Here is a 21,813-nt window from a genome sequence, read left to right on the forward strand (position 1 = left end):
TCGATGGGACTGAGTCGGCCCAGTCTGTTCGAGCCGAGTAGGTACGACGGCTCGAGGTCGGGGCCGGGCCCCGCCGTCAGCGTCGAACGATCCGTCGAGCGAGCCAGACACAGCCCACGCCGAGGATAGCGCCGGCGACGACGTCGGTTCCCCAGTGGATGGCCAGGTACATCGTCGAGATCACGACGCTGCCGCCGACGAGCGTCGCGATCGGGAGCCATCGAGGATAGACACGGCGGGTCCGGTACGCCAGGGCGATCACAGTCACCGACAGGGACGTGTGCAACGACGGGAAGACGTTGGTGTTGGCGTTCACTTCACTCACGAGAAACTGCGAACTCGGCCAGTTCGTATACAGGAGTGGCTCCGTGAGGTCCGGGAGCAGGTTTCGTGGGCCATAGGCGATGAAGACGAGGTACAAGCAAAGCCCGATCGCATAGTTGAGCGCGTAGGCTATCGCCGCCGTCCGGAACCACTCCATGTCGTCGAGAACGAGATACGCCACGAGCGGGAACACCAGCACGAAGACGTATCCATAGACGTAGATCAGCGAGAAGTACGTCGTCAGCCACGGGTGGGCGAGCGATTGGATCGCCGGGACGAGGTTCCCCTCGATCGCATAGATATCGCCAGTGATGTTCCAGCCGATGAGCCAGGAGACTTCCACGCCGACTTCCCGGACGACACTGTTGATGGCGAGCACGCCGCCGAGTAATGCAAGCGAGGGGATGGCGTTCCGTGCTATCGAGCGATAGTCGGTCCGAAGTCGGGTGAATCGTCGCCACCCGATGACGACTGCCGTCGTGACGCTTACCAACACGACGGTGACGGCTATCACCATGCCCAGCAGTGTGATCGGGACCGTCATCCGCGCAACCGCCCGTCGTCGTCGTAGGTGTACCCTGCTTCGCGGAACGCGTCCCTGGCTTCGGACACGTCGATCTCACCATCCGATCCGGCGAACGGAACGAACGGATCGTCGCCGTCCCATTCGAACTCCGTCGGTTCCCAGGCCGTTCCGGCAAGCGGCGTCGCCGCTGGTGTGGCGTAGCCCTCGAACACTGTCGAGGCGATGTACTCGGAATCGAGGAGTCGAGCGACCGCCTGCCGGAAGCGAACGTTGCCGAATGGCTCACGCCGTGCGTTGAATCCCACGTGATAGAACGACCGTGAGTCCGTCATGTAGGTCTCGATCGAGTCGCTGTCGGCCACGCTGTCGAGAACCTTCGGATGGACGGGACTGCCGGTTGCATCGACCGTCCCGTCGGTGACGAGTGAGACTGCCGCCGCGTCCGACGGCGCGACCCGGACGTCGAATCGCTCGAACGGGATCGTGAATCGGTCCGGACCGCCACCGACCAGAAAGTGCTCGTCGAACCGCGAGAAAACGACTTGCTCTCCCGGCGTTCGTGACTCGAACTGTAACGGACCGCTTCCGACCGGGTCGGTGTTTGCCCAGACCAGTGCCTGCGTGATGCCTTCCGAGATGTCGATCCCGGCGATGTTCGTCTCTCCGGTCTTTTCCTGCCAGACGTGGGACGGAAGCATCGGGACCGTCAGCGCACGGGCTGCGACTGTCTCGACAGTGTCGCCGAACCCGAACCGCACGGTCCGGTCGTCGAGACGCTCGACCGACTCGACCAGCGACGTTCGGCCCCGGAATCGGGGCGAGTGCACGGGCATGTCCCCTGTCCCCAGGCTCGTGTCATCGAGAAACCGATACGTGAAGACGACATCGGCTGCCGTCAGGTTCTGCCCGTCGTGCCAGGACAGTCCTTCCCGGAGGGTGACGGTCGCCGTCACGCCCAGGTCCGCAGTCCGTCGCCACGTCACGTCGGTGGCCAACCACGGCCTGATCTCGCTGCCCTGCTGTCGGGCGAGTGGATCATAGAGGAGCTTGGTCAGCGTGTTGGGTCCACGGTACTCGACCGCGATGGGGTTGCAGTTCTTCGTGATGCGGTCGTCCGTCAATACGACCCTGAGCGTCGTTGGATCCTCGCTCGGAGCGTCTGCAGGGCGATCGACGGCCAGATAGTTGATCGGCCTGTCGAGGCCGTCCACAGACCAGTTGTCGAACCGGTCGGTCCGGACCACAGTGATGTCCTTGGGGAAACACGCCATGGCGAACGGCTGGATCTCCCCGACGGCCTCTGTGGCCGACGTCACGGCACGTTGTCGGTCATCCGTTGTCGTTGATCGCTGATCGACCAACCGCTCGTCGAGTCCGAGGTCGGAGATCCCGAAGGGGTTTTGCCACCCCTGCTCGGTAACGAACCGTGAGTGCAACGCGGGCCGAAGGAAGTCGGGGTCGTGCTGTGGTGGATATTGGCCCACGTAGACGTCAAAGGACTGGTTCAAGAGGATATCGCGGAGCAACTCCGTATTTGCTACCAACTCGATCGAAGCGTCGATCCCGGCCGTCGTCATGTGTTTCTGGAGGCGACGCGCGATCTGGACGGCCGCTTCGTCGTCGTCTGCCGGGACTGTCTTGATCGTCACCGAGACCTGCTCGGGGCTGTCCCGGTTGGTCAGACTCCGGGCGTACTGGAGACAGCCGGCACTGCCAACGGCCGCGCCGAATCCGACGCCGCCCAGCAGTTTCCGACGCGAGAGGGTGGGGGACACATCCGAAGAGTCCATGGAAGCGGAGGATTACTATATGGTTCTACGTTACGTTACATAACTGTGGCGTCTTTGCGTTCGTTCCCGCCGAATCGACATAGCGATTGTCAGTAGGGCAGACACCGCCAGCGTCCGGACGGTCCACGTTTTGCCGCCCTATATCGATCTGTATACCGTCGGGGACCCGTGTAGACATCGACGAATGAAAGCAGTTATTCGCTCGGGGGCTAATGACGACCCACGATGAGCCATGGAACCCGGGGCACGGTGATAGTATGCGCGTCGTAGTCAAGTTCGGCGGGACGAGTCTGGGTAGCGGTGATCGGATCGAACGAGCGGCCGACTCGATCGCCGCTGTCGTCGAGCAGGGGCACGAAGTCGCCGTCGTGGCCAGCGCGATGGGGTCGACGACGGACCATCTGCTGGAGGAAATCGAGTACGAGGCCGACGAGGCCGATCAGGCCGAAATCGTCAGCATGGGCGAACGGACCTCCGTTCGGATGCTCAAGGGGGCACTGTCGGCCCGCGGGATCAGTGCGGCCTTTCTCGAACCGGGCAGCGAGGACTGGCCGATCATCACCGACGAGTACGGCGAGGTCGACGTCGACGAAACGACCCAACGTGCCCACGCCCTGGCTGGCCAGTTGAAAGATGTTGTGCCGGTTCTCACCGGGTTCCTGGCCGAGGATCACAGCGGGAACGTCACCACGCTGGGTCGTGGTGGCAGCGACACGACCGCGGTGATGCTCGGGAAGTACATGGATGCAGACGAGGTCGTCATCGTCACCGACGTCGAGGGCGTCATGACCGGCGATCCGCGGGTCGTCGAGGGGGCCCGCAACGTGGGCGAGATCTCCGTCGACGAACTCCGGAACCTCTCCTTTCGGGGCGCGGAGGTCGTCGCACCGAGCGCCCTCTCGTACAAGGACGGCAACATGGACGTCCGCGTCGTTCACTATCAGCACGACAATCTGCTGAAGGGCGGGACCTCCATCGAGGGCGAGTTCCAGAAACTCATCGATCTCCAGGAAAACCGACTGTGCTGTCTGACCGTCGCGGGCCGGGCGATCCGCAACCAGTCGGGGATTCTCGCCCAGCTTACGAACGCTCTCGCCGACGAAGGCATCAACGTCGAGGCCGTCTCCAGCGGGATGGACTCGATCACCTTCTATCTCGACACCGAGGTGGCAGAGACGGCCGAAGCTATCCTGCACGACGAAGTCGTCGACGCCGACGTCCTCTCGAGTATCACCGTCATCCAGGACGTCGCCGTCATCCGCGTGACCGGCGGGGAGCTACCGGATCAGCCGGGTGCGGTCAAACAGGTCATCGATCCCGTCTCGGAAGCCCACATCAACCTGCTGGACGTGATCACGAGCGCGACATCGATCGCCGTCTTCGTCCCCTGGGACGATCGCGAACAGGCACTCGAACTGGTTCAAGACGCCCTTTGAGTCCGCGCCGGGTTGGCACGTTTCACTGCCCGAACAACTCGTAGTACAACACGCCGAGCAGCGTCCGGCCGTCGCGTAACTCGTCGTCCCGGGCCGCCCCGCGGAGGGATTCGACGGTCGTCGTCCCGACGCGGATCGACTCGTTGTAATCGAGGTCCTGCTCGCCAGTCGGCGTACAGTCCTCGGCGAGGACATAGTGAAAGACGGCGTCCGAGAACCCGTTGGCGGGTTCGACGGTCGTCAGGTGGTCAATCGTCCCGGCTTCGTACCCAGTCTCTTCTTTGAGTTCGCGGGCGACTGCCGTCCGGAGGTCCTCGTCGTCGGGCTCGACGCTGCCAGCCGGCAGCCCGTAGTTGACCCGCCGGACAGGCTGTCGCCATTCTTCGATAACGACCACCTCATCGTCCGGTGTCAGTGGCAGGATCACGACGCTTTCGCCCTCCGACAGATAGTCGAACTCGGTCTCGGTGCCGTCCGGCAGTCGGACCGTCTCTGTGATGACGTCGAACCCCTCGCAGGTGTAGGTGGTCTCGCTCGATAGCGTCTCCCAGGCGAGTGACTCCTCGGACATATACTCGGGTTACGTGCCACGGATATAAACTGTCACGGCCCCGGGGATGCCCCCTTCTGAGAGCGACACGGCAGGGAGGCGCTTCATGCAGGACATCGCCGACGCTCTCGATCCAGGATTCCGTGGCACGCCGAAAAGTCATGGTTGGCCATTATATAAAAAAGACTATATTTACTGGGACCAGTTCACTCAACCCGGTTGTAGTGGAACCAAACCGCAACCCGGCGAATACATTCTCCATGTGGTCGTTGTAACAGAATGTACTATTTTCGTAGACATATGAATTATCACTTTTGGATATGGCCATCATACATTCTAAAATACACCTTAACACAAGAATTTGGGTGGGCTAATATACTCTTCAGAAGCTATCAAGAACTGAAAATCACCCCTCCTTTAATATACCTTATCAGCGAATATGTGGCTGGAGGAAGGCAGCAATGGTAAATACCGAGGTGGACACAACGCTGTTCGGGACGGATGTATCGTACGAGATAGACGGTAGGTGGTTGGCCTACTGGACGTTCCTGTTGCGAGTGGTCGTCGGGTGGTGGTTCTTCCACGCAGGCATCACGAAGGTGCTTGAGAGTGGCGTCTCATACAACGCCAGTTGGTTCGTCGCCCAGGAGGGGCTGGTTCTCTCGCCGATCATGAACCTCTTCCAGTCCGGGATTCCCTATGGGCTTGTCCAGTTCTGGATCCCGGTCGGCGAGACCCTGATCGGACTCGGCCTGCTGGTCGGGTGTCTCGTCAGGCTCGCGTCCTTTTTCGGCGCGTTCCTGATGATGTTCTTTGTGACCACCAACCGTGGGTTCGCCCACAGTATGGTTAACAGCGACCTGATGGGGCTGCTGTTGTTCATCACGCTGATCGTGCTGGCTGCCGGTCGCGTGTGGGGTATCGATGCATACCTCGAACGGCTGGACATCGTCCAAAAGTATCCCCGACTGCGGTACCTGCTCGGCTAAGGAGGTGACAAAATATGGCAACTAACACAGCAACCGACGAAACGCTGGCTGACCAGATCGCGATGGCCGTTGGCGGAGGGCTCCTCCTTGTGAGTGTCTTCGTGATGGGCCTCATCGAAGTGATCACCGGCAGCCCGTACAATCCAGTTCGGGAGGTCGTCGAAGGTGGGCGATCGATGATCGTGGTCAACGAGGCTGCGACGTTCGGTCCCTACATTCGCGGGCTCCTGTTGACACTCGGCCTGGTCGTCCTCGGCGTGTTCGCGATCTACGCGTTCGCGACCAAGCAACACCTCGAGTAACGCCGCTGCATTTCGATCTCTTTTCCGGCAAATCTAGGCGGACCGAAGGAAAGTTCCGTCTGGGTCCCCGAGACAGCACTAATGACGGTACGTGAAACAGGGGACGTAGACGTCGGGTCGATCCGGGACGACTTCCCCGTGCTGGAGCGGGAGTTCGAGGGGACACCGCTGGTCTATCTCGACAACGCGGCGACGACACAGACGCCCCAGCGGGTCATCGACACTATCAGTGAGTACTACGAGACCTACAACGCAAACGTCCATCGGGGCCTCCATCAGCTCAGCCAGGAGGCCAGTGTGGCTTACGAGGAGGCCCACGACACTGTCGCCGAATTCGTCGGCGCGAGCGGCCGCGAGGAACTCGTCTTCACCGGCAACACGACCGAATCGGAGAATCTGGTGGCCTACGCGTGGGGACTGCACGAACTCGGCCCCGGCGACGAGGTCGTCCTCACGGAGATGGAACACCACGCGTCGCTGGTGACCTGGCAACAGATCGCCAAGCGGACCGGCGCGACGGTGCGATACATCCGGGTTACCGACGAGGGTCACCTCGACATGGAGCACGCCAAAGAGCTGATCGGCCCCGAGACGGCGATGGTCTCGGTGGTCCACGTCTCGAACACGCTCGGGACGATCAACCCCGTCGCCGACCTCGCCGAGCTGGCCCACGCCGAGGACGCGCTCATCTTCGTCGACGGCGCCCAGGCCGTCCCGAACCGGCCGGTCGACGTGAAAGCGATCGACGCTGACTTCTATGCCTTCTCCGGTCACAAGATGGCCGGACCGACCGGGATCGGGTGTCTCTACGGCAAGCAAGCGACCCTCGAGGACATGGAGCCGTTCAACTACGGCGGCGATATGATCACGAAAGTCACGTTCGATGATGCTACCTGGAACGAACTGCCCTGGAAGTTCGAGGCCGGGACACCCAAGATTGCCCAGGGGATCGCCCTGGCGGAGGCCGCCGACTACCTCGCTGACATTGGGATGGACCGAATCGCCCGCCACGAGAACGAACTCGCCCAGTATGCCATCGACCGCCTCGGGGAGTTCGACGACATCGAGATCTACGGCCCACCGGCCGGCGAGGAACGCGGTGGCCTGGTCTCGTTCAATCTGGAATCAGTCCACGCCCACGACCTCTCCTCGATTCTCAACGACTACGCGGTCGCCATCCGGGCCGGCGATCACTGCACCCAGCCGCTGCACGACAAACTCGGCGTTGCTGCCAGCGCGCGTGCCTCGTTTTACCTCTACAACACGACTGACGAGATCGACGTGCTGATCGAGGCGATCGACGACGCCCGAGAGCTGTTTGGGTGAGCATACGCGGCCTGTGGCCGCGTTTCGCCGGTCCCGAGGCGTAGCCGAGGGATCGGTTTTTTTGGTCCAGATTTTTGCCGCGAGTGGTCGCCGAAGGCGACCCGAGCGGGAAAAAGGTGGTCGACGACGCCCGCGAGCTGTCGGTTAGAGTGACGGCAAGCGCGGTTTGTCGGCGTCACTCGGCGGCGTCGGGCGAACCCCACTCCCACTTGGTGCGGTCGATCTTCTCATCGAGGGTTGCCAGTCGCGTCTCGAAGGGATCGTCGTCGACGGACGCCCACTTCTCGGCGACGGCCTGTGCGTCCCGAAGGGTGTCGGCCGCCTGTCCGTACAGCGAGCGGGCGGCCTCGGCGTCGTCGTCCTCGCAGTTTTCACCTTCGTCTTCGAGGCGCTCGGCGTGCTCGACTAGTGCCTCGACGGTGTTTTCGGCGATTCCCTCGAGTTCGCTCTCGGTCGACAGCTCCGGGAGGTCGGCTGTTCGATCCCAGTCCGTCTCGTGGGCGGCGTCGAACCGCCGGTATGCCTCCAGCCAGCGTGTCGCCGCAGTCTCCGGGTCGTCCGCGTTTCTGGCCGCGTCGAGTGCGTCCTGGCTTGCCTCGACGTAACCGGTATCGAGCCCCGCGACACCCTCAACGAACGCCTCGACGCGGTCGATCACGCTCTCGGAAACGTGATCGAACCGTTCGCCGACGTTCGCGAGCGTATCAGCTGCTGTGGCCGCTGTCGTATAGGACCGACAGAAGGCTTCGTAATCGTCCTCGCCCGTCGACTCCGCTGTTTCGAGTGCTGCCTCGCCGCGTTCGATCCAGGTGGTGACGTATCGCCGCTCGAACTCCCGCTCGGCCTCGGTCACCCGGTCACCCAGCTTCTCGCGTGGGGCCATCTCGGCGTTGGCTGCCTCGTGGCGCGCCTCGGAGAGCTTCGAGCGGGTTCGGACCAACCGGTTTTCCGTGGGTTCGTCCGCCCGGATGCGCTCCTCCAGCGTGTCGAGGCGCTCCATGGCGGTCTCGATGGCATCGTCGACCGTTCGGTAGGTCTCGGCGACGGTCTCGACATACGTCGCCGTCGATTCGAGATCGCCCGCGGTCGGCGAGAAGGTGATCGACTCCGTATCGTGGCCGACGACCACCGTCTCGTTCAACAGCCCGGAGTCGACCTCGCAGGTCGTGATCGCGTCCATCTCGAAGGTGATCTCGGCCTCTTCTGGCTGGTCGCCGAGGATGATCACTACCCGTTCGTCGGTCGCGAGGAGATACGCGGCGTGGTCCCCATCGGGCTCGACGGTCGTGGTCCGGCCGTCCGTCTCGTGCTCAACGCCGTCGCTCGCCAGCACGTGCTCGGGCTGTTCGCCGTTGTCCAGCAACTCGGCGAACGCGGCCGGGTCGAGATCCGCGTCTGTCTCTCCACCCCCAATCAACGAGTCGGATAGGTCGTTCACTCTGTCGAACATTGATGTCTCGCCCCTCGCCGGGACCGCTCCATACTGTGACCTGTGATATTGTAGGGTATTAATAATACGCTTTTCGGCCACACTCTCACACCGGCTCACGTCAGCATGCCAACTCATCCCGCGGAACGTTTTTCGGCCGGTATCACCTATCCGGCACTACTATGGGAATCGGCGGCAGCGACATGTACCGACAGCAGATCCTCGATCACTACAAGAACCCGCGGAACCACGGCGAACTCGACGATGCCACGTTCTCTCACACCGGCGAGAACCCGATGTGTGGAGACACCATCGAGATGGACATCGTCCTCGATGACGACGAGGAGACCATCGAAGCCGTCGCCTTCCGCGGCGACGGGTGTGCGATCTCTCAGGCCTCGGCGTCGATGCTCTCCGAACGGCTTCAGGGAATGACGATCGAGGAACTGGAAGCACTGGATCGGGACGACGTCATCGACATGCTCGGGGTGGACATCTCGCCGATGCGCGTCAAATGTGCCGTCCTCGCCGAGAAGGTCGCCCAGGACGGCGCGGAGATCTACTTCGGCGAGAAGGACCTCGACATGACTTCGACCGAGGACGACGACGCTCACGAGGAGTAGCCGGTCGATCGGTTTTTCCGGGCCGCACTCTCCGTCTCGGCTGTTCACTCGGCTCGCTCGATCAGCGTCGGCTCTTCGTCAGCGTGGGTAAGTTCGACCGCGTGATCGGTGTGTCTGGCGTGGGTCTGTGCCCACCGTCGCGCTCCGCGCTCGTCGAGGCGCTGGACTGATTCGGGACACTGTCGGCAGTCTGCCTGCCAGGTCGAGACGCCGTCGGGGAAGTGCCCGGTGTGCCGTTGGTGATCGAGGGCGAACTGTTCGAGCGCCTGGTTGCCGACCGCGAGTTCCTCCAGTTCGTAGGCCAGGTCCCACTCGCGCCCGCAACGCTCGCAAGTGATCGTCGGTACGTCCTCGATATCCGCAGGGCCGAGTGGACCAGCTGGCCCCTCGTCGCTGTCGTTTGGCATAGCGATCACTGGGTAGCGACACACTTGAGGATTCGCGTCGGCGGACCGATCACGCCAGGAAGACGTGCCGTGGCTGGTCCGCCAGGACTTCACGCCCCCATTCGACGATATCCTGAACGTTCCCGGACTGATGGCTGGCTGACCGCTCTTGGCGTCGTCGGCTCCCCACTCGAACGGCAGGCTCAGTTTGCTTGTTCGTGCCACCAGGTCGCGACTTGCCGGCTGAAATCGTCGTATACGCCGAGATCAGTTTGGAGGTATTCGTACACTTGCTTCGGTCGCACGGTGCCGTATTCGTGAGCGAGAATATTCCGAAAGCCCACCGCGTCGATCAGTGTCGACGCGGTTTCTTCACGAATGACGCCGTTGTCTCGAAGCACGTTCACTGCTCCTTTCGAGGTATTTCCCTCGTATCCGAAGTCCGTCGACGCAATGTGCTTTGGGAGGTCGACCGATGCCTGGATCGCGTTTTCGAACATGCGTTCGACTGCCCGTTGCTGGGTAATGTCCTCCAGGAACGGTTCCCTCCCGAGGTCCTGCTTTGCCCGTAGTTCGCTATGGTACTGTTCGATCTGTTCGAGTTTCGTCCCGATGACGGCGGCGTCAGCCACGCAGTCCCTCCTCCGCGATTCGACGAATGCGATCACGGTGGTTCTCGGCTAACTGTTCGCGCTTGCGCTCGAACTCGGCCGCAATGTTCTCACGGTATGTCCGGAAGGCCGCGTCGTTTCCACAGAGCAGTTCCCCGCTGACAGCCGCCTGAGCGAACTCGAGCGACAACTCCTCGATATCGGAAACATCGACGAACGGGAGTTCACTGTCCTGAAGCTGGCCGGAAAGTCGATACTGCTTTCGAAACCGTTCCTCGGGGGAGAGGCGATCGGTGAACTTGACGGCGATGTCGATATCCGAGGACGAACTCGCTGTCCCGGTAACTCGCGAACCGAAGGCGACGACGAACTCGACGTCCGGATCGTTACACAGTCGCTGTTTGACTGCGGACGGGAGTGGGTCACTGCCGCTGTTCGTCGCCATAGATGCTATTCGAACGTTTTGTTACAAAAGTATTCCCTCCGGTTCTACAGCCGGATCGGGGCCAAGTGGTCTACGCCAGGAAGACGTGCCGTGGCTGGTCCGCCAGGACTTCACGCCCCCATTCGACGGTCTCACGGAAGTCATCCGAACGGAAGAAGGCCATCGCGTCCTCGCGGGCGTCCCAGTTCGACGCGATGAACATGTCGGTCTCGTCGTCGTCGTTGACCAGCAACGCCGTCCCCCGGTGGCCGTCCATCTCGGCGAGTTTCTCGCCGACGGCCCCGAAGGTCTCGACGAACTCCTCGCGGTAGTCGGGTCTGACCTGGTAGAACATCCCCATCGTGCCGAAGCCCTCGCCCTCGCCGGCGCGGGCAAGCACGCCGGGCAATTCCGCCAGGGCGTCGGCCGCGTCCTCGGCGTCCGCGGCGTCCTCCCAGAGGCTGACGATCGCGGTCGCCTCGCCATCGCCGACGGCGGTCACTTCGCCCACTTCGGGCTCGTAGATCGCGGTCCTGACGTGGCCCTCGGCGTCGGCGAAGTGGTCCCGGAGTCCCCCGACGGGGTCGGCGAGTTCGTCGGGTGCGGCCTCGGAGTAGACCACCATGGCGTAGACATCCTCGCCGTGGGGCTGGCCGGCGTAGACGCCTGCCTCGGACAGTTCAGCCCGGACTGACGCGGCTGCTTGTTCGTCCGTCCCTGCCTCGGTGGTCGCGCCGTGGTCTTCCTTGCCGCCGTCCGCCGCGTCTCCGGCGTCGAGGACGCCGCCGTATTGCTCGGTGATGCCGGGGAGATCACCCAGGAAGCCCGCCGCCGTTTCGGCGGCGTCCTCGGCTGTCCAGACCGAGACGACGGCCGACCGGCCGCCGGAGGCCCGCACGAGCGTGGCGACGTGGCGGTCGTAGTGGTCGAAGTTCCCCCTGAGTCCGTCGACCTCCTCGGCGAGTTCGGCGGCGTCGGCGTCCGAATAGAACAGGAGGCCGTACTCGCCGCCCTTGTAATCCTCGCCGGCCCGGAGGCCGAGCTGGAAGAGTCGCTCGGGCAGATCATCGACCTCCGAGTAGGAGACATCGCCGACTGACGGGCGGCCGCCACCGCCGGGATGGCCGTCCTCGTCCGATTGCTCGCCCGCGTCGCCGGGGTGACCCCCGTCTTCGCCCGTCTCGTGGCCGGACGGGTGGCCGTCGGCAGAGTCGTCCGTCTCGGGATGTCCACCGGGGTGGCCCCCGGAGTGTGCGCTTTCACCGTGCTCCTCCGCATCGTGCTCGCCGCCACCGTGCCCGTCGGCAGCGTCTTCGGGTGTAGCAGGGACGTTCGAGTGGTCCGCGGACGAGTGTTCGTCGTCACCGGCAATCGTCTCGCCGGCCATGTACGCCGCCAGGTCGGCGGGTTCCATTCGGCGACCGACCCAGAACGGGCCAAAGTCGGCGTACTTCGAACTGGAGGGGTCGAATCGCATCTCGTAGAGGAGTTCCTTGACGTCGGTGAGGTCGTCGGCCCACAGCGTCACGCCCCACTCCCAGTCGTCCATCCCGATTGCGCCGGTGATCATCTGGGTCACCTTGCCGGCGTACTCCCGCCCGATCACGCCGTGGGTGTCCATGTGTTCGGCGCGCTCCTCGAAGGGCAGGTCGTACCAGTTGTATTCGGGATCGCGGCGCTTGTCCATCGGATAGAAACTGACGTGTTCGGCGTCGGGAATCTCCGGTTCGAGCCGCGAGCGCATGTATCGCGCCAGCCCGGAGTCGTCCTCAACTTCGCCCTCGATGAACTCCCGGCCCTTCTTGGAGTACCCCGAGGCCTCGGTGACGGAGACAAAGGAGTCAGTCCGTTCGGTGAAGCCGGCGAACTCCGTCTGTTCGAATCGACGCTGGAGGCGGTCGATGGCGGTTGTCGTCGGCCGGAGGTGGACGATCAGGAGGTCGGCCTCGTGTCCCAGCATGGCGTAGACGGCCGAGTCGCCGTCTGCGGCGTCGGCGACCGCCGTGGCTTTCTGGAGGTGAGATTGCCCCTCGTCGATCGCGCGGTCGCGTACTCGCTTGGGGGCGTCCCGCCAGGCGTCCCAGTCGATCGTCCTGAAGTCATGCAGTGCATACCAGCCTTCGAGCGTCGGTGGTGCGCGGCGTCTGACCATGTCCGACTGTTGGTCCCGACTGATAAGGAACCTTGGCCTCCCGTCGAATGCCGCCTCGAAGCGAGACCCCGGCGTGGGGCACAGTCACAGACTCAGCAGTCGGGGGTGGGTTTTTAACCCCCACCGCACTGACTTGGCCTGTGAGCGGCGACAGCGAGACCGCCGAATTGCTCGCCCTCCTCGAGGATGAGTACGCCCGCGAGATCCTCACAGCCACGAGTGCCCAACCTATGTCAGCAGAACGGCTCAGTCAGCACTGTGACGCGTCGGATTCGACGATCTACCGGCGCGTCGACCGGCTGAAAAACCACGACCTGATCGACGAACAGACACAGTTCGATCCGGACGGCCACCATTACAGCGTCTACATCTCCTGCCTCGAATCGGTCACTGTCTCCTTCGAAGACGGGGAGTGTCGGATCGAACTCGAACGACGCCGCCCGGCCGAGGAAGACCCGGCCGATCGCTTCACCAGGATGTGGCAGGACCTATGATCGACAGTGTCGACCCCGTCGAGGTTGCATCGATCTCGATCCCGCTGGCGTCGGCCGTCCTGGGGCTGGTCATCGGCTACCAGGCCTACCGGGGATTTCGCCGCAACGATAGCACCTCGATGCGATACCTCTCGATCGGCCTGATCCTGCTGACAGCCGTGTCGTTCTCACTGGCTGCCTTCGGGGGGCTGTTTCTTCGCCTGGAGATCCTCCCGGAATCCGTCGCGACACCGATACGTCTCGTTGCCAGGGTCTCGCAGTTCACCGGGCTTGCCTTCATTACCTACTCGCTGTATCGGCGTCCCTGACTCGGCTGGGGCTCGTGGTGATCTCTTGGTCGGTATCACGTCATTCCAGTTTACAACGGTCGCTTGGATAGCCGTCGAGTGACGCCATACAAACTAGCCAGCGCGCTGCACGGGGGCCGCAATAGCGCAACAGACGGCGGGCACTTTCAGGGCGTTGCTCATGACGGCGGCACCGTCAGTCGATCTTCCAGCAGCGATCAGCTGTGGATGCCCATCGCTTCGATCTGCTCCTGATAGCGGTTCCGGATCGTGACTTCCGTCACCTGGGCGACGTCGGCAACCTCCCGTTGAGTCTTCTTCTCGTTGCAAAGCAGCGAGGCGGCGTAGATCGCGGCGGCCGCATAGCCGGTCGGGGACTTGCCCGACAGCAGCCCCTTCTCGGCGGTGGTCTCGATGATCTCGTTGGCCTTGCTCTGGACTTCCTCGCTCAGTTCGAGTTCCGAACAGAACCGGGGGACGTACTTCTTGGGGTCGACGGGCTCCATCTCGAGGCCGAGTTCCTGGGAGATGTACCGATAGGTACGGCCGATCTCCTTGCGTTCGACGCGGGAGACTTCGCTTATCTCCTCCAAGCTCCGGGGGATGCCTTCCTTCCGACAGGCAGCGTACAGCGCCGAGGTCGCGACCCCTTCGATCGATCGGCCACGGATGAGGTCGTCGTCCAGCGCCCGTCGATAGATGACCGAGGCGACCTCCCGTACGGACCGGGGAACGCCAAGCGCCGACGCCATCCGGTCGATCTCGCTCAGGGCGAACTGGAGGTTGCGCTCGCCCGCGTCCTTCGTCCGGATGCGTTCCTGCCACTTTCGCAGGCGGTGCATCTGGCTGCGCTTCTTACTGGAGATCGAACGCCCGTAGGCGTCCTTGTCCTTCCAGTCGATGGTCGTGGTCAGCCCCTTGTCGTGCATCGTCTGGGTCGTCGGCGCGCCCACGCGGGACTTCTCCTGCCGTTCCTGGTGGTTGAACGCCCGCCACTCGGGACCGGGGTCGATGTTCCCCTCCTCGACGACCAGTCCACAGTCCTCACAGATCAACTCGCCCCGGTCCGCGTCCTTCACCAGGCTATCGGATCCGCACTCCGGACACTCCTCCACCCCCTCTTGTTCGTCGGTTTCGGTCTCGGACTCGCGCTCGCGCTCCCGCTGGCGGGTAGACCGTGTCATCGCACTTATATAGTAGCAGTGTAATCCCACTTAAGGCTTTGGCATACTTTCAGTCACCTACCAGGTAGGGCAATCCGCCGTCGGTTGTTCGGCGTCGATCGCCCCGCTATCCCCTATCATTGATCATGTCGCTGTCCGATTGACTGGTCCTCACCTGGGGCGATCGGATCCTTCCAGCCCGGAGCGTGGCCCCGGGTCGACGCGGTCACTCCCCACGTACACCGCGATAGAGCACGTAGGCGACGAACGCCGTCACGTACGCGATCGCGAGCGCTTTGGCGACCCCGGAGAGGAAGCGTGTGCGTGTGGTTTCGAGGACTGCGATCAGGAGAATCACGACGGGGCCAGTCAGCAACAGTCCGTCGTAGATGCGATCGTCGGCCCCGGACTCGAGGACAGCCGAGACGAACGGCAGCGCCGAGAGCTTCATTGATACATCCCTCCGCGACTCAACAGCGTCCGGGCCGCGACCAGGACCGGGATGATCTCCAGGCGACCGATCCACATGTGGCCGAGGAAGGATATTTTGCCGAGGGTTGGGAGCGATTCGGGCCCGGTAATGCCCGAGGAGAGGCCGACGTTACCCTGGGCGCTGGCGACCTCGAAGAACGCGTTCGCCAGTGAGAACTCCTCTGCGGGTAAGATGACCAGCAGCAGAACCGTCCCGACGACGAGAAACGTCGTCCAGAGGACGGCGATGATCGCCGCCTCGACGAACTCCCGGTTTGCCTCCGCCTCGGTGAGTCGGCGGTCGTCGATGTCGAGCCGACGGACGGCGCTGTCGGGGTAGAAGACGTCGCCGATCTGATAGCGGATCCCCTTGATCAGGGTCAGCCCGCGGATGAGCTTGATTCCGCCGACGGTTGAGCCGGCTGCGCCGCCGACGAACATGCCGAAGGCGACGAGCAACTGGGCCTGGGCCGGCCACGCGCCGAGGGCGACGTTCGTCGCGTCGACGGCCGTCTGAAACCCGGTACAGGTCGCCGCCGAGACGAACTGAAAGCCCCCGTAGCGCAGTGCGGACAGGGGGGAGTCGTAGGGGCCGACGTAGAGGAACGCCCACAGCAGCGCCGACCCCAGACTCATGTAGATGAACACCCACCGGGTCTGGAGATCCTCGTAGATGTTCCGGAGGTCCCCCTGCAGGATGAGGTAGTGGACGGGAAAGGCGATCGATCCGAGCAGCATGATCGGGATCAACACGGCGTCGATGAGGGCACTGTCGTAGGTCGCGATCGAGTTGTCGGTGATCGAGAACCCGCCCGTGGCGAGGCCGGTCATCGCGTGGTTGATCGCCCCCCAGATCGGCATCCCGGCCGCGAACAGCGCGAGGATCGAAACGAACGTGAAGAGGATGAAGATCCACCAGATCGTCCGGACCGTCGAGACGATGCTCGGGTGGATCTTCTCCGAACGCGCCTCGCTCTCGTAGAGTGTGAGCGACCCCGATCCGGGGCGAGCCAGGATCGCCGTGGTGAGGACGATCACGCCCACGCCGCCGATCCACTCGCTGAACGTCCGCCACCACTGCAGCGTCCGCGGGAGCACTGCTTCGTCGTCGGTCATCGTCAGCCCGGTCCCGGTGAAGCCGCTCATGCTCTCGAAGACGGCGTTCAGGGGGTCCCGGAAGGCCGACAGCGTCGGCGTCCCCTCCAGTCCCGTCGGGAGGCCGAGGTGGACGCCCCAGGCGACCAGCAGGAACGGGACCGACCCGAAGACGCCCACGAACAGCCACCCCGTTGCGGCGACGACCATGCCGTGCAGCCGCGAGGGCGAGTCGGCCTCGGCAAAGCGGCGATGGAGCCCGTAGCCGACGGCCAGCGGGACGAGCGCCGAGACGCCGAAGGCGAGCGCGCCGAACCACTCGCCCCAGACGAGCGGGACGACGATCGAGACGATCATCAGGCCGCCGAGTGCTTCGAGGATCCGCCCCACGTCGCGTCCGATCGTCGCTGTTGTTCCGTTCATGGCTGTGTCCTCGCGGTGGTCGTGTCGATACCCGCCCACCGGACTGTGCTCGCCCAGTCACTCTCTCGTCCGGTACTCATGTGTGTTACTCGTCGTTGCGGTCCTCGTAATGGCCAAAGATGTCGGTGATCGCCGGTTCGGCACCGACGGCGGAGTAGACGGTCAGGAGATCGCCCGCGTGGATGGTCGTGTTCCCGCGCGGCGTGATCGGCTCGCTGGCCCCCTCGCGTTCGATCGCGACGACGAGGACGTCATCAGAGAGCAGGTCCTCGTCGGCGGTCTCCTGGAGAGTCTTCCCCGCGACAGGTGCGTTGTCAGTGACGGTGATCTCGAAGACTTCGGCGTCCTCGCCGATCCGCATGTAATCGACGATCGCCGGTCGTGCGACCGCACGGTAGAGGTACTCGGCGATGAGTTCCTGGGGGTTCTCCATCGTATTGACGCCGATCTGCTTGAAGAGGCTCATGTGCTCGGGGTTGTGGACCACCGAGAGGATCGCCGGAATGTCGTACTCCTTGGCGAGCAGACAGACCATGATGTTGGTCGCGTCTCGATCGGTCGTCGAGACGATCGCGTCGGCCTGTGCGGCTCCGGCGTCCTCGAGCGTGGCGTTCTTGGTCGCGTCGGCTTCCAGAACGAGACAGTCGAAGCGGTCGGCCGCTCGGTTGGCCCGTTCGGTGTTGTGCTCGATGACGACGACCTCGTTGCCCGATCGCGTCGCGATGTCGATCAGCGGCGTGCCGATGTCGCCCGCGCCGACAATGATGATGTACATGCGTTATCAGCCCTCCAATCGTTTGATGAGTGCGTCCCGTATGGACATTGGTGAACGCTCCGATCCGCGCGCCACCACGACCGTTCGATCGAGTTCCGCTCCGAGCTGCTCGGGCAGCGACCCGAACAGCGCCTGGGTGACGGCGCTTTCTCTGGTCGCGCCGACGCAGATCGTATCGTACGCGGTGGCCGCTTCGAGGATCGCTTCCTCGGTGTCTGCATCGACGACGACTCGCGTTTCGTAGGCCGTCTCGGTCACCGATGCGCGCTCGATGACGTTCTCGATGAGTGCCTCGCCGGTTTCGACGGGCTCGGCCGCGTCTCCCTCGTCTTCGGCCGGCGGTTGGACGTTCACCAACGTCAGAGATGCGTTCTCCGTGGCGGCGACGTACTCGGCGGCTCGACGTGTGGCGACCGGCGCGTGTGGTCCCTCTCCCACCAGGACCATGACGTCCTCGCACTCGTCGGGTTCGGGGCCGCGTTTGACGAGCGTGACGTCACACGACGCGTGGCCGACGATGGGGTCGATCGTCGATCCGAGCACGTGTTCGCGACGACTGCGCCGCCCCGTCCAGCCGAGCAGTACCTGGTCGGCGTTCTCCTCCTCGACGACGTTCAGCACCGCCGACGCGGCGTCGCGGCCGACGATCGCCCGCGTCCGCAGGCCGACGTCGAGGTCGGCCGCCACGTCGCGGGCGGCCGCCAGCAGTTCCCGCTGGCGGTCGACGCGTTCCTCCTCGAAGGTGAGGTCCTGGGCGAGGGAGGTCTGGTCGGGCACTTCGATGACGTTGACGGCGACGATCTCGGCCTCCCCGTCGTGAGCGTGAGCACTCGCCGCGGCCTTCCGGAGCAGATCGCGCTCAGTGTCGGGATTCGCCACCGAGACGACGACCCGGTAGACGTCGTCGCTGTCCGCGGCGGTCGCTGTCTCGGGCGCGATCGCCTCGCCGACGAGGCTCATCGCCGGTGCGCGCTCGCGAGCGTACAGATAGTACCAGGCGACGCCAAAGGCGATCAGGACAATCCCGATCGTCCCGACGACCGTCAACTGGAACGGGAACGTCAGGCTCAGACCGGCGGTCGCAAGCGTGTACGGGACCACATTCGTGGACATCTGGACCAGCACGCCGAGACAGGCCGCCGCCCCGAGGATGGGGACGACGGGGTACAGCACCGACGGGATCCGGAACGACGGGTCGTAGGCGTCGGGGTTCGCCCGCCGGAGGACGACGACGGCGACGTGGACAAGCGAGTAGGTCACCAGGTACATGAAACTCGCTACCTCGGCGAGCGTACCGATGCCGACGCCGACGGCGATGAGAACCAGGGTGATGATTCCGGTCACCGTTATCGCGCGATACGGCGTCCGGAAGCGGTCGTGGACCTCGTTGAGCCAGTCGACCAGGATCTTGTCCCGGCCCATCGCGAAGTTGACCCGGGCTGCCGAGAGGATCGACGCGTTCGCGCTGGATATCGTCGCCAGGACGGCTCCGAGGATCATGACGGTGCCGCCAGCCGCGGCGAGCAACGACGGCGACACCCCGGGGACAACGGACGCGAACCCGGGCAGGATATCCTCGGCGACGATCTTGACCGGGACCTCGGAGTCCGCCAGCACGTCGAGCGGGATCGTCCCGGTCGAGACGAACATGACGCCGACGTAGAGGATGGTCGGCGTGACGACGGCGGCGATCATCGCCAGCGGGAGGTTTCGGCTCGGGTTCTTGATCTCCTCGGCGCTCGTCGCGATCACCTCGAAGCCGATGAACGAGACGTAGACCGTCCCGACCGTGGCGGCCACCGCCGGCCAGCCCTCGGGGTTGAACTCGCCGATCGTCGGACCGCTGAGCAACCCCAGCGAGAGGAACCCGACGATCAACACAACCAGTGTGATGACGATGACGTTCTGGAGGTCGCCGGTCTCCTTGACGCCGTAGTAGTTGACGCCCGTCAGGAGGGCGGCCATCCCCAGCGCGGCGACGGTCTTGCCGATGCCGGTCATCTCGGCGAGGATGTCGACGTGTGGCGTCAACAGAGGCAGGAGGTACTGCCCGAACCCGAGCATGTAGAACGCGCTCGCGAAGGTCAACCCGGCCCACATCCCCCAGCCGACGATGCTGCCGAAGAAGGGGCCAAGCGCCCGGTTGACGTAGTAGTAGCTCCCGCCGGCCTTGGGCATCCCCGTGGCGAGTTCCGACAGCGAGAGGGCGGCGAGCAGCGAGACGACACCGCCCAGGGCAAAGGAGACCATCGCCGCCGGTCCCGCCGCCTCTGCGGCGATGCTCGGCAGCACGAAGATGCCCGCGCCGATCATCGTCCCGAGGCCGATGGTGTAGGCCTCCAGAAAGCCGAGGTCGCGGGCCAGTTCCTGTTCGCTCCCGCTCATCGGCTGGTCCCTCCTCGATACGGACTGGTCGCGTCTGCAGTTGTCTCGACGATCATTCGTCTGGTTGTTCCGGCAGTGCGATCACCGGTCGGTCCGACTCCGTGATCAGTCTGAGTGCGGTGTCCCCCGACAGGAACTGCGTGAGTCGCCCCCCGCCACGCGGGTGGAACGCGATGGCGGTCGCCTCGCGGTCGGTGGCGACCTCGAATACCCCCTCGACTACGTCGGTGTGATACGTGAGCTCCGTGTTTGCGTCCGGGATCACCTCCCGAAACGCCTCGAAAGCTTCCTCGGCTCGCTGCTCGGCCTGTTCGAGCGGGATCGTGTCCAGTGACCCGCCCCCCTTCTCGACGACGTGGACTGCAGTCACCTTCTCGACGGCGTAGGCCTGGAGTGCCGTCGCCGTGGCGTGGGCGTCCTCGGCGTCGTCGACCGGCACGACGAGGTGGCCCGTCAGTGACTCGGGCATGGATCAGTGCCCCCGGTTCGACGATCGGTCGACCCGTGCTGTCCGCGCTGTCACGGTAGATGGGGCGATCATACCCGGACCCACAGACTGGACCGGCTAATAAATGACGGAGTCCCAAATCACCGCCTCGATCGCTGGACGTTTCGCCAGTGCGTGCGGTGGGGACCGCGTCGGTCGAGTGTTTCATGCTGTCTGGTCTTCGTAATGGCCAAAGACGTCCGTGAGTTCCGGGTCGGCCCCGCGTGCCGAGTACACCGTCAACAGATCGTTCGGCCGGATCCGGACGTTCCCGCGGGGCGTCAGTGGCCTGTCCTCCCCTTCACGGTCGATGGCGACGATCAGCGTATCCTCGGGGAGGATGTCACCCTCTCCTGCTTCAGTGAGTGTCTTCCCGGCAATGGGTGCGTTCTCGGTGACGGCGATCTCGAACACCTCGGCGTCCTCGCCGATACGCATGTAATCGACGATCGCCGGCCGTGCGACCGACCGGTAGAGGTACTCGGCGATGAGTTGCTGGGGGTTCTCGATGGTGTTCACCCCGATCTGCTCGAAGAGGCTCATGTGCTCGGGGTTGTGCACGACCGAGAGGATCGACGGCACCTCGTACTCCGTGGCGAGCAGACAGACCATGACGTTGGTCGCGTCCCGGTCGGTCGTCGAGACCACGGCGTCGGCCTGCTCGACGCCGGCCTCTTCTAAGGTGTTGTTGGTCGTCGCGTCCGCCTCGAGGACGAGACAGTCGAAGCGATCGGCCGCCCGGTTGGCCCGTTCGGCGTTGCGCTCGATGACGACGACCTCGTTGCCTGATCGCGTTGCGATGTCGATCAGTGGCGTCCCGATGTCTCCCGCACCGACGATGATGACGTACATAGCTCCTATTCAGTATGTTCACTCAGCTAGATCGGCCGATACCGACGCTCTCAAACCGGCACGTTCGCTCACGCCTCGCTCACCTCTCGATCGGGAAGGACGACGACCGGCACGTCGCTCTCGTGGACGAGGTTGTGGGTCACGTCGCCCGAGAGGAGTTGCTTCCATCGACTACCGCCCCGCGGCGTGAACACGATTGCGCTCGCCGCGACGTCGTCCGCCGTCTCGACGAGCGTCCCCGCGACGTCGGTCCCGTAGCGGATCTCCGTTTCGAGGGTGGCGTCGACCCCGTCGAGTCCCTCGGTGACGATCCCGAACATTGCCTCGGCGTCCGTCTCGCGCTGTTCGATCGAGGCCTTGTCGAGTGCGCCGTCGGCCTTCTCGATGACGTGGACCGCGATTACTGTTCGATCCGGTGCGTCGATGTATGGCGCGAGTGCGGCCGCCGTCGCCGCCGCGTCGTCGCGACTCGCGACCGGAACCACCACGCGCCCGAGGAGCGACTCGTCCACG

General features: G+C 63.9%; 23 protein-coding genes. 7 read left to right on the plus strand and 16 right to left on the minus strand.

What is annotated here, in order from left to right:
- Positions 1–76: 76 nt before the first annotated feature.
- Both HBNXHr_RS01840 and HBNXHr_RS01845 read right to left on the minus strand, forming a co-directional pair.
- Positions 77–868: a phosphatase PAP2 family protein gene (locus HBNXHr_RS01840; RefSeq protein WP_275738978.1), complete on the minus strand. Its 792-nt coding sequence runs from the start codon at positions 866–868 to the stop codon at positions 77–79.
- The gene (locus HBNXHr_RS01845; RefSeq protein ID WP_275882934.1) at positions 865–2,640 is read right to left on the minus strand and encodes an ABC transporter substrate-binding protein; all 1,776 of its coding nucleotides are present in this window, start codon (positions 2,638–2,640) and stop codon (positions 865–867) included. Before HBNXHr_RS01845 ends, HBNXHr_RS01840 begins: the two co-directional genes overlap by 4 nt.
- Before the next feature lie 257 nt (positions 2,641–2,897).
- Here HBNXHr_RS01845 and HBNXHr_RS01850 point away from each other — a divergent pair, with 257 nt between their 5' ends.
- The gene (locus HBNXHr_RS01850; protein WP_275738980.1) at positions 2,898–4,076 is read left to right on the plus strand and encodes an aspartate kinase; all 1,179 of its coding nucleotides are present in this window, start codon (positions 2,898–2,900) and stop codon (positions 4,074–4,076) included.
- Positions 4,077–4,098: 22 nt separating this feature from the next.
- On the opposite strand, the gene HBNXHr_RS01855 is transcribed toward HBNXHr_RS01850, so the two are convergent.
- Entirely contained in the window at positions 4,099–4,647 is a 549-nt protein-coding gene (locus tag HBNXHr_RS01855) for an NUDIX hydrolase (protein ID WP_275882935.1), read from the minus strand.
- Positions 4,648–5,087: 440 nt separating this feature from the next.
- On the opposite strand from HBNXHr_RS01855, the gene HBNXHr_RS01860 reads away from it, so the two are divergent.
- The 3 genes from HBNXHr_RS01860 (at position 5,088) to HBNXHr_RS01870 (ending at position 7,243) form a co-directional block, all read left to right on the plus strand.
- Positions 5,088–5,615: a DoxX family protein gene (locus HBNXHr_RS01860; RefSeq protein WP_275738982.1), complete on the plus strand. Its 528-nt coding sequence runs from the start codon at positions 5,088–5,090 to the stop codon at positions 5,613–5,615.
- A 14-nt stretch (positions 5,616–5,629) separates the two neighbouring features.
- The gene (locus HBNXHr_RS01865) at positions 5,630–5,917 is read left to right on the plus strand and encodes a hypothetical protein (protein ID WP_275738983.1); all 288 of its coding nucleotides are present in this window, start codon (positions 5,630–5,632) and stop codon (positions 5,915–5,917) included.
- A gap of 81 nt (positions 5,918–5,998) precedes the next feature.
- On the plus strand, positions 5,999–7,243 hold the full coding sequence (locus tag HBNXHr_RS01870) for a cysteine desulfurase (protein ID WP_275882936.1): 1,245 nt from the start codon (positions 5,999–6,001) through the stop codon (positions 7,241–7,243).
- 175 nt (positions 7,244–7,418) lie between these two features.
- Here the strand turns inward: HBNXHr_RS01870 and HBNXHr_RS01875 are convergent, their stop codons facing one another.
- Complete coding sequence (locus HBNXHr_RS01875; protein WP_275882937.1) at positions 7,419–8,693, minus strand: hypothetical protein; 1,275 nt, start codon at positions 8,691–8,693, stop codon at positions 7,419–7,421.
- A gap of 161 nt (positions 8,694–8,854) precedes the next feature.
- Between HBNXHr_RS01875 and sufU the strand changes: the two genes are divergently transcribed.
- A complete protein-coding gene (sufU, locus tag HBNXHr_RS01880; RefSeq protein WP_275738986.1) occupies positions 8,855–9,295 on the plus strand; it encodes a Fe-S cluster assembly sulfur transfer protein SufU in 441 nt (146 codons plus the stop codon).
- A 44-nt stretch (positions 9,296–9,339) separates the two neighbouring features.
- On the opposite strand, the gene HBNXHr_RS01885 is transcribed toward sufU, so the two are convergent.
- The 4 genes from HBNXHr_RS01885 to HBNXHr_RS01900 all read right to left on the minus strand — a co-directional run bounded on the left by HBNXHr_RS01885 (position 9,340) and on the right by HBNXHr_RS01900 (position 12,868).
- The gene (locus HBNXHr_RS01885; RefSeq protein WP_275882938.1) at positions 9,340–9,702 is read right to left on the minus strand and encodes a hypothetical protein; all 363 of its coding nucleotides are present in this window, start codon (positions 9,700–9,702) and stop codon (positions 9,340–9,342) included.
- 182 nt (positions 9,703–9,884) lie between these two features.
- Entirely contained in the window at positions 9,885–10,313 is a 429-nt protein-coding gene (locus tag HBNXHr_RS01890; RefSeq protein WP_275738988.1) for a DUF86 domain-containing protein, read from the minus strand.
- Positions 10,306–10,737 carry a nucleotidyltransferase domain-containing protein gene (locus HBNXHr_RS01895; protein ID WP_275882939.1) on the minus strand — a complete coding sequence of 144 codons (432 nt, stop codon included), beginning with the start codon at positions 10,735–10,737 and terminating at the stop codon, positions 10,306–10,308. The genes HBNXHr_RS01890 and HBNXHr_RS01895 overlap by 8 nt, the downstream gene beginning before the upstream one ends.
- Positions 10,738–10,807: 70 nt before the next feature.
- Complete coding sequence (locus tag HBNXHr_RS01900) at positions 10,808–12,868, minus strand: heme-binding protein (protein WP_275882940.1); 2,061 nt, start codon at positions 12,866–12,868, stop codon at positions 10,808–10,810.
- Between the two features lie 140 nt (positions 12,869–13,008).
- Between HBNXHr_RS01900 and HBNXHr_RS01905 the strand changes: the two genes are divergently transcribed.
- Positions 13,009–13,362 (plus strand): winged helix-turn-helix domain-containing protein, encoded by a 354-nt coding sequence (locus HBNXHr_RS01905; RefSeq protein ID WP_275738991.1) that lies wholly within the window; start codon positions 13,009–13,011, stop codon positions 13,360–13,362.
- Positions 13,359–13,670 (plus strand): hypothetical protein, encoded by a 312-nt coding sequence (locus HBNXHr_RS01910; RefSeq protein WP_275738992.1) that lies wholly within the window; start codon positions 13,359–13,361, stop codon positions 13,668–13,670. Before HBNXHr_RS01905 ends, HBNXHr_RS01910 begins: the two co-directional genes overlap by 4 nt.
- Positions 13,671–13,867: 197 nt before the next feature.
- Here the strand turns inward: HBNXHr_RS01910 and HBNXHr_RS01915 are convergent, their stop codons facing one another.
- The 8 genes from HBNXHr_RS01915 to HBNXHr_RS01950 all read right to left on the minus strand — a co-directional run bounded on the left by HBNXHr_RS01915 (position 13,868) and on the right by HBNXHr_RS01950 (position 21,812).
- Complete coding sequence (locus HBNXHr_RS01915) at positions 13,868–14,833, minus strand: transcription initiation factor IIB (RefSeq protein WP_008528372.1); 966 nt, start codon at positions 14,831–14,833, stop codon at positions 13,868–13,870.
- A 205-nt stretch (positions 14,834–15,038) separates the two neighbouring features.
- Positions 15,039–15,263, minus strand: coding sequence for a hypothetical protein (locus HBNXHr_RS01920; protein ID WP_275882941.1), 225 nt, complete (start codon positions 15,261–15,263; stop codon positions 15,039–15,041).
- The gene (locus tag HBNXHr_RS01925; protein WP_275882942.1) at positions 15,260–16,801 is read right to left on the minus strand and encodes a TrkH family potassium uptake protein; all 1,542 of its coding nucleotides are present in this window, start codon (positions 16,799–16,801) and stop codon (positions 15,260–15,262) included. The genes HBNXHr_RS01920 and HBNXHr_RS01925 overlap by 4 nt, the downstream gene beginning before the upstream one ends.
- An 85-nt stretch (positions 16,802–16,886) precedes the next feature.
- A complete protein-coding gene (locus tag HBNXHr_RS01930) occupies positions 16,887–17,576 on the minus strand; it encodes a TrkA family potassium uptake protein (protein WP_275882943.1) in 690 nt (229 codons plus the stop codon).
- A 6-nt stretch (positions 17,577–17,582) separates the two neighbouring features.
- On the minus strand, positions 17,583–19,961 hold the full coding sequence (locus tag HBNXHr_RS01935) for an amino acid permease (RefSeq protein ID WP_275882944.1): 2,379 nt from the start codon (positions 19,959–19,961) through the stop codon (positions 17,583–17,585).
- Positions 19,962–20,013: 52 nt separating this feature from the next.
- Complete coding sequence (locus HBNXHr_RS01940; RefSeq protein ID WP_275882945.1) at positions 20,014–20,430, minus strand: universal stress protein; 417 nt, start codon at positions 20,428–20,430, stop codon at positions 20,014–20,016.
- A gap of 183 nt (positions 20,431–20,613) precedes the next feature.
- Positions 20,614–21,300, minus strand: coding sequence for a TrkA family potassium uptake protein (locus tag HBNXHr_RS01945; protein WP_275882946.1), 687 nt, complete (start codon positions 21,298–21,300; stop codon positions 20,614–20,616).
- Between the two features lie 68 nt (positions 21,301–21,368).
- Positions 21,369–21,812 (minus strand): universal stress protein, encoded by a 444-nt coding sequence (locus HBNXHr_RS01950; RefSeq protein ID WP_275882947.1) that lies wholly within the window; start codon positions 21,810–21,812, stop codon positions 21,369–21,371.
- Between the last annotated feature and the right edge of the window lies 1 nt (position 21,813).

Origin of the sequence: Halorhabdus sp. BNX81, assembly GCF_029229925.1 — an archaeon.
In the GTDB taxonomy this organism is placed as follows: domain Archaea; phylum Halobacteriota; class Halobacteria; order Halobacteriales; family Haloarculaceae; genus Halorhabdus.

Excerpts from the sequence above, each read along its gene's own strand:
- HBNXHr_RS01840 (WP_275738978.1), bottom strand. The coding sequence starts at position 868 with ATGACGGTCCCGATCACACTGCTGGGCATGGTGATAGCCGTCACCGTC.
- HBNXHr_RS01845 (WP_275882934.1), bottom strand. The coding sequence starts at position 2,640 with ATGGACTCTTCGGATGTGTCCCCCACCCTCTCGCGTCGGAAACTGCTG.
- HBNXHr_RS01850 (WP_275738980.1), top strand. The coding sequence starts at position 2,898 with ATGCGCGTCGTAGTCAAGTTCGGCGGGACGAGTCTGGGTAGCGGTGAT.
- HBNXHr_RS01855 (WP_275882935.1), bottom strand. The coding sequence starts at position 4,647 with ATGTCCGAGGAGTCACTCGCCTGGGAGACGCTATCGAGCGAGACCACC.
- HBNXHr_RS01860 (WP_275738982.1), top strand. The coding sequence starts at position 5,088 with ATGGTAAATACCGAGGTGGACACAACGCTGTTCGGGACGGATGTATCG.
- HBNXHr_RS01865 (WP_275738983.1), top strand. The coding sequence starts at position 5,630 with ATGGCAACTAACACAGCAACCGACGAAACGCTGGCTGACCAGATCGCG.
- HBNXHr_RS01870 (WP_275882936.1), top strand. The coding sequence starts at position 5,999 with ATGACGGTACGTGAAACAGGGGACGTAGACGTCGGGTCGATCCGGGAC.
- HBNXHr_RS01875 (WP_275882937.1), bottom strand. The coding sequence starts at position 8,693 with ATGTTCGACAGAGTGAACGACCTATCCGACTCGTTGATTGGGGGTGGA.
- sufU (WP_275738986.1), top strand. The coding sequence starts at position 8,855 with ATGGGAATCGGCGGCAGCGACATGTACCGACAGCAGATCCTCGATCAC.
- HBNXHr_RS01885 (WP_275882938.1), bottom strand. The coding sequence starts at position 9,702 with ATGCCAAACGACAGCGACGAGGGGCCAGCTGGTCCACTCGGCCCTGCG.
- HBNXHr_RS01895 (WP_275882939.1), bottom strand. The coding sequence starts at position 10,737 with ATGGCGACGAACAGCGGCAGTGACCCACTCCCGTCCGCAGTCAAACAG.
- HBNXHr_RS01900 (WP_275882940.1), bottom strand. The coding sequence starts at position 12,868 with ATGGTCAGACGCCGCGCACCACCGACGCTCGAAGGCTGGTATGCACTG.
- HBNXHr_RS01910 (WP_275738992.1), top strand. The coding sequence starts at position 13,359 with ATGATCGACAGTGTCGACCCCGTCGAGGTTGCATCGATCTCGATCCCG.
- HBNXHr_RS01915 (WP_008528372.1), bottom strand. The coding sequence starts at position 14,833 with ATGACACGGTCTACCCGCCAGCGGGAGCGCGAGCGCGAGTCCGAGACC.
- HBNXHr_RS01920 (WP_275882941.1), bottom strand. The coding sequence starts at position 15,263 with ATGAAGCTCTCGGCGCTGCCGTTCGTCTCGGCTGTCCTCGAGTCCGGG.
- HBNXHr_RS01925 (WP_275882942.1), bottom strand. The coding sequence starts at position 16,801 with ATGAACGGAACAACAGCGACGATCGGACGCGACGTGGGGCGGATCCTC.
- HBNXHr_RS01930 (WP_275882943.1), bottom strand. The coding sequence starts at position 17,576 with ATGTACATCATCATTGTCGGCGCGGGCGACATCGGCACGCCGCTGATC.
- HBNXHr_RS01935 (WP_275882944.1), bottom strand. The coding sequence starts at position 19,961 with ATGAGCGGGAGCGAACAGGAACTGGCCCGCGACCTCGGCTTTCTGGAG.
- HBNXHr_RS01940 (WP_275882945.1), bottom strand. The coding sequence starts at position 20,430 with ATGCCCGAGTCACTGACGGGCCACCTCGTCGTGCCGGTCGACGACGCC.
- HBNXHr_RS01945 (WP_275882946.1), bottom strand. The coding sequence starts at position 21,300 with ATGTACGTCATCATCGTCGGTGCGGGAGACATCGGGACGCCACTGATC.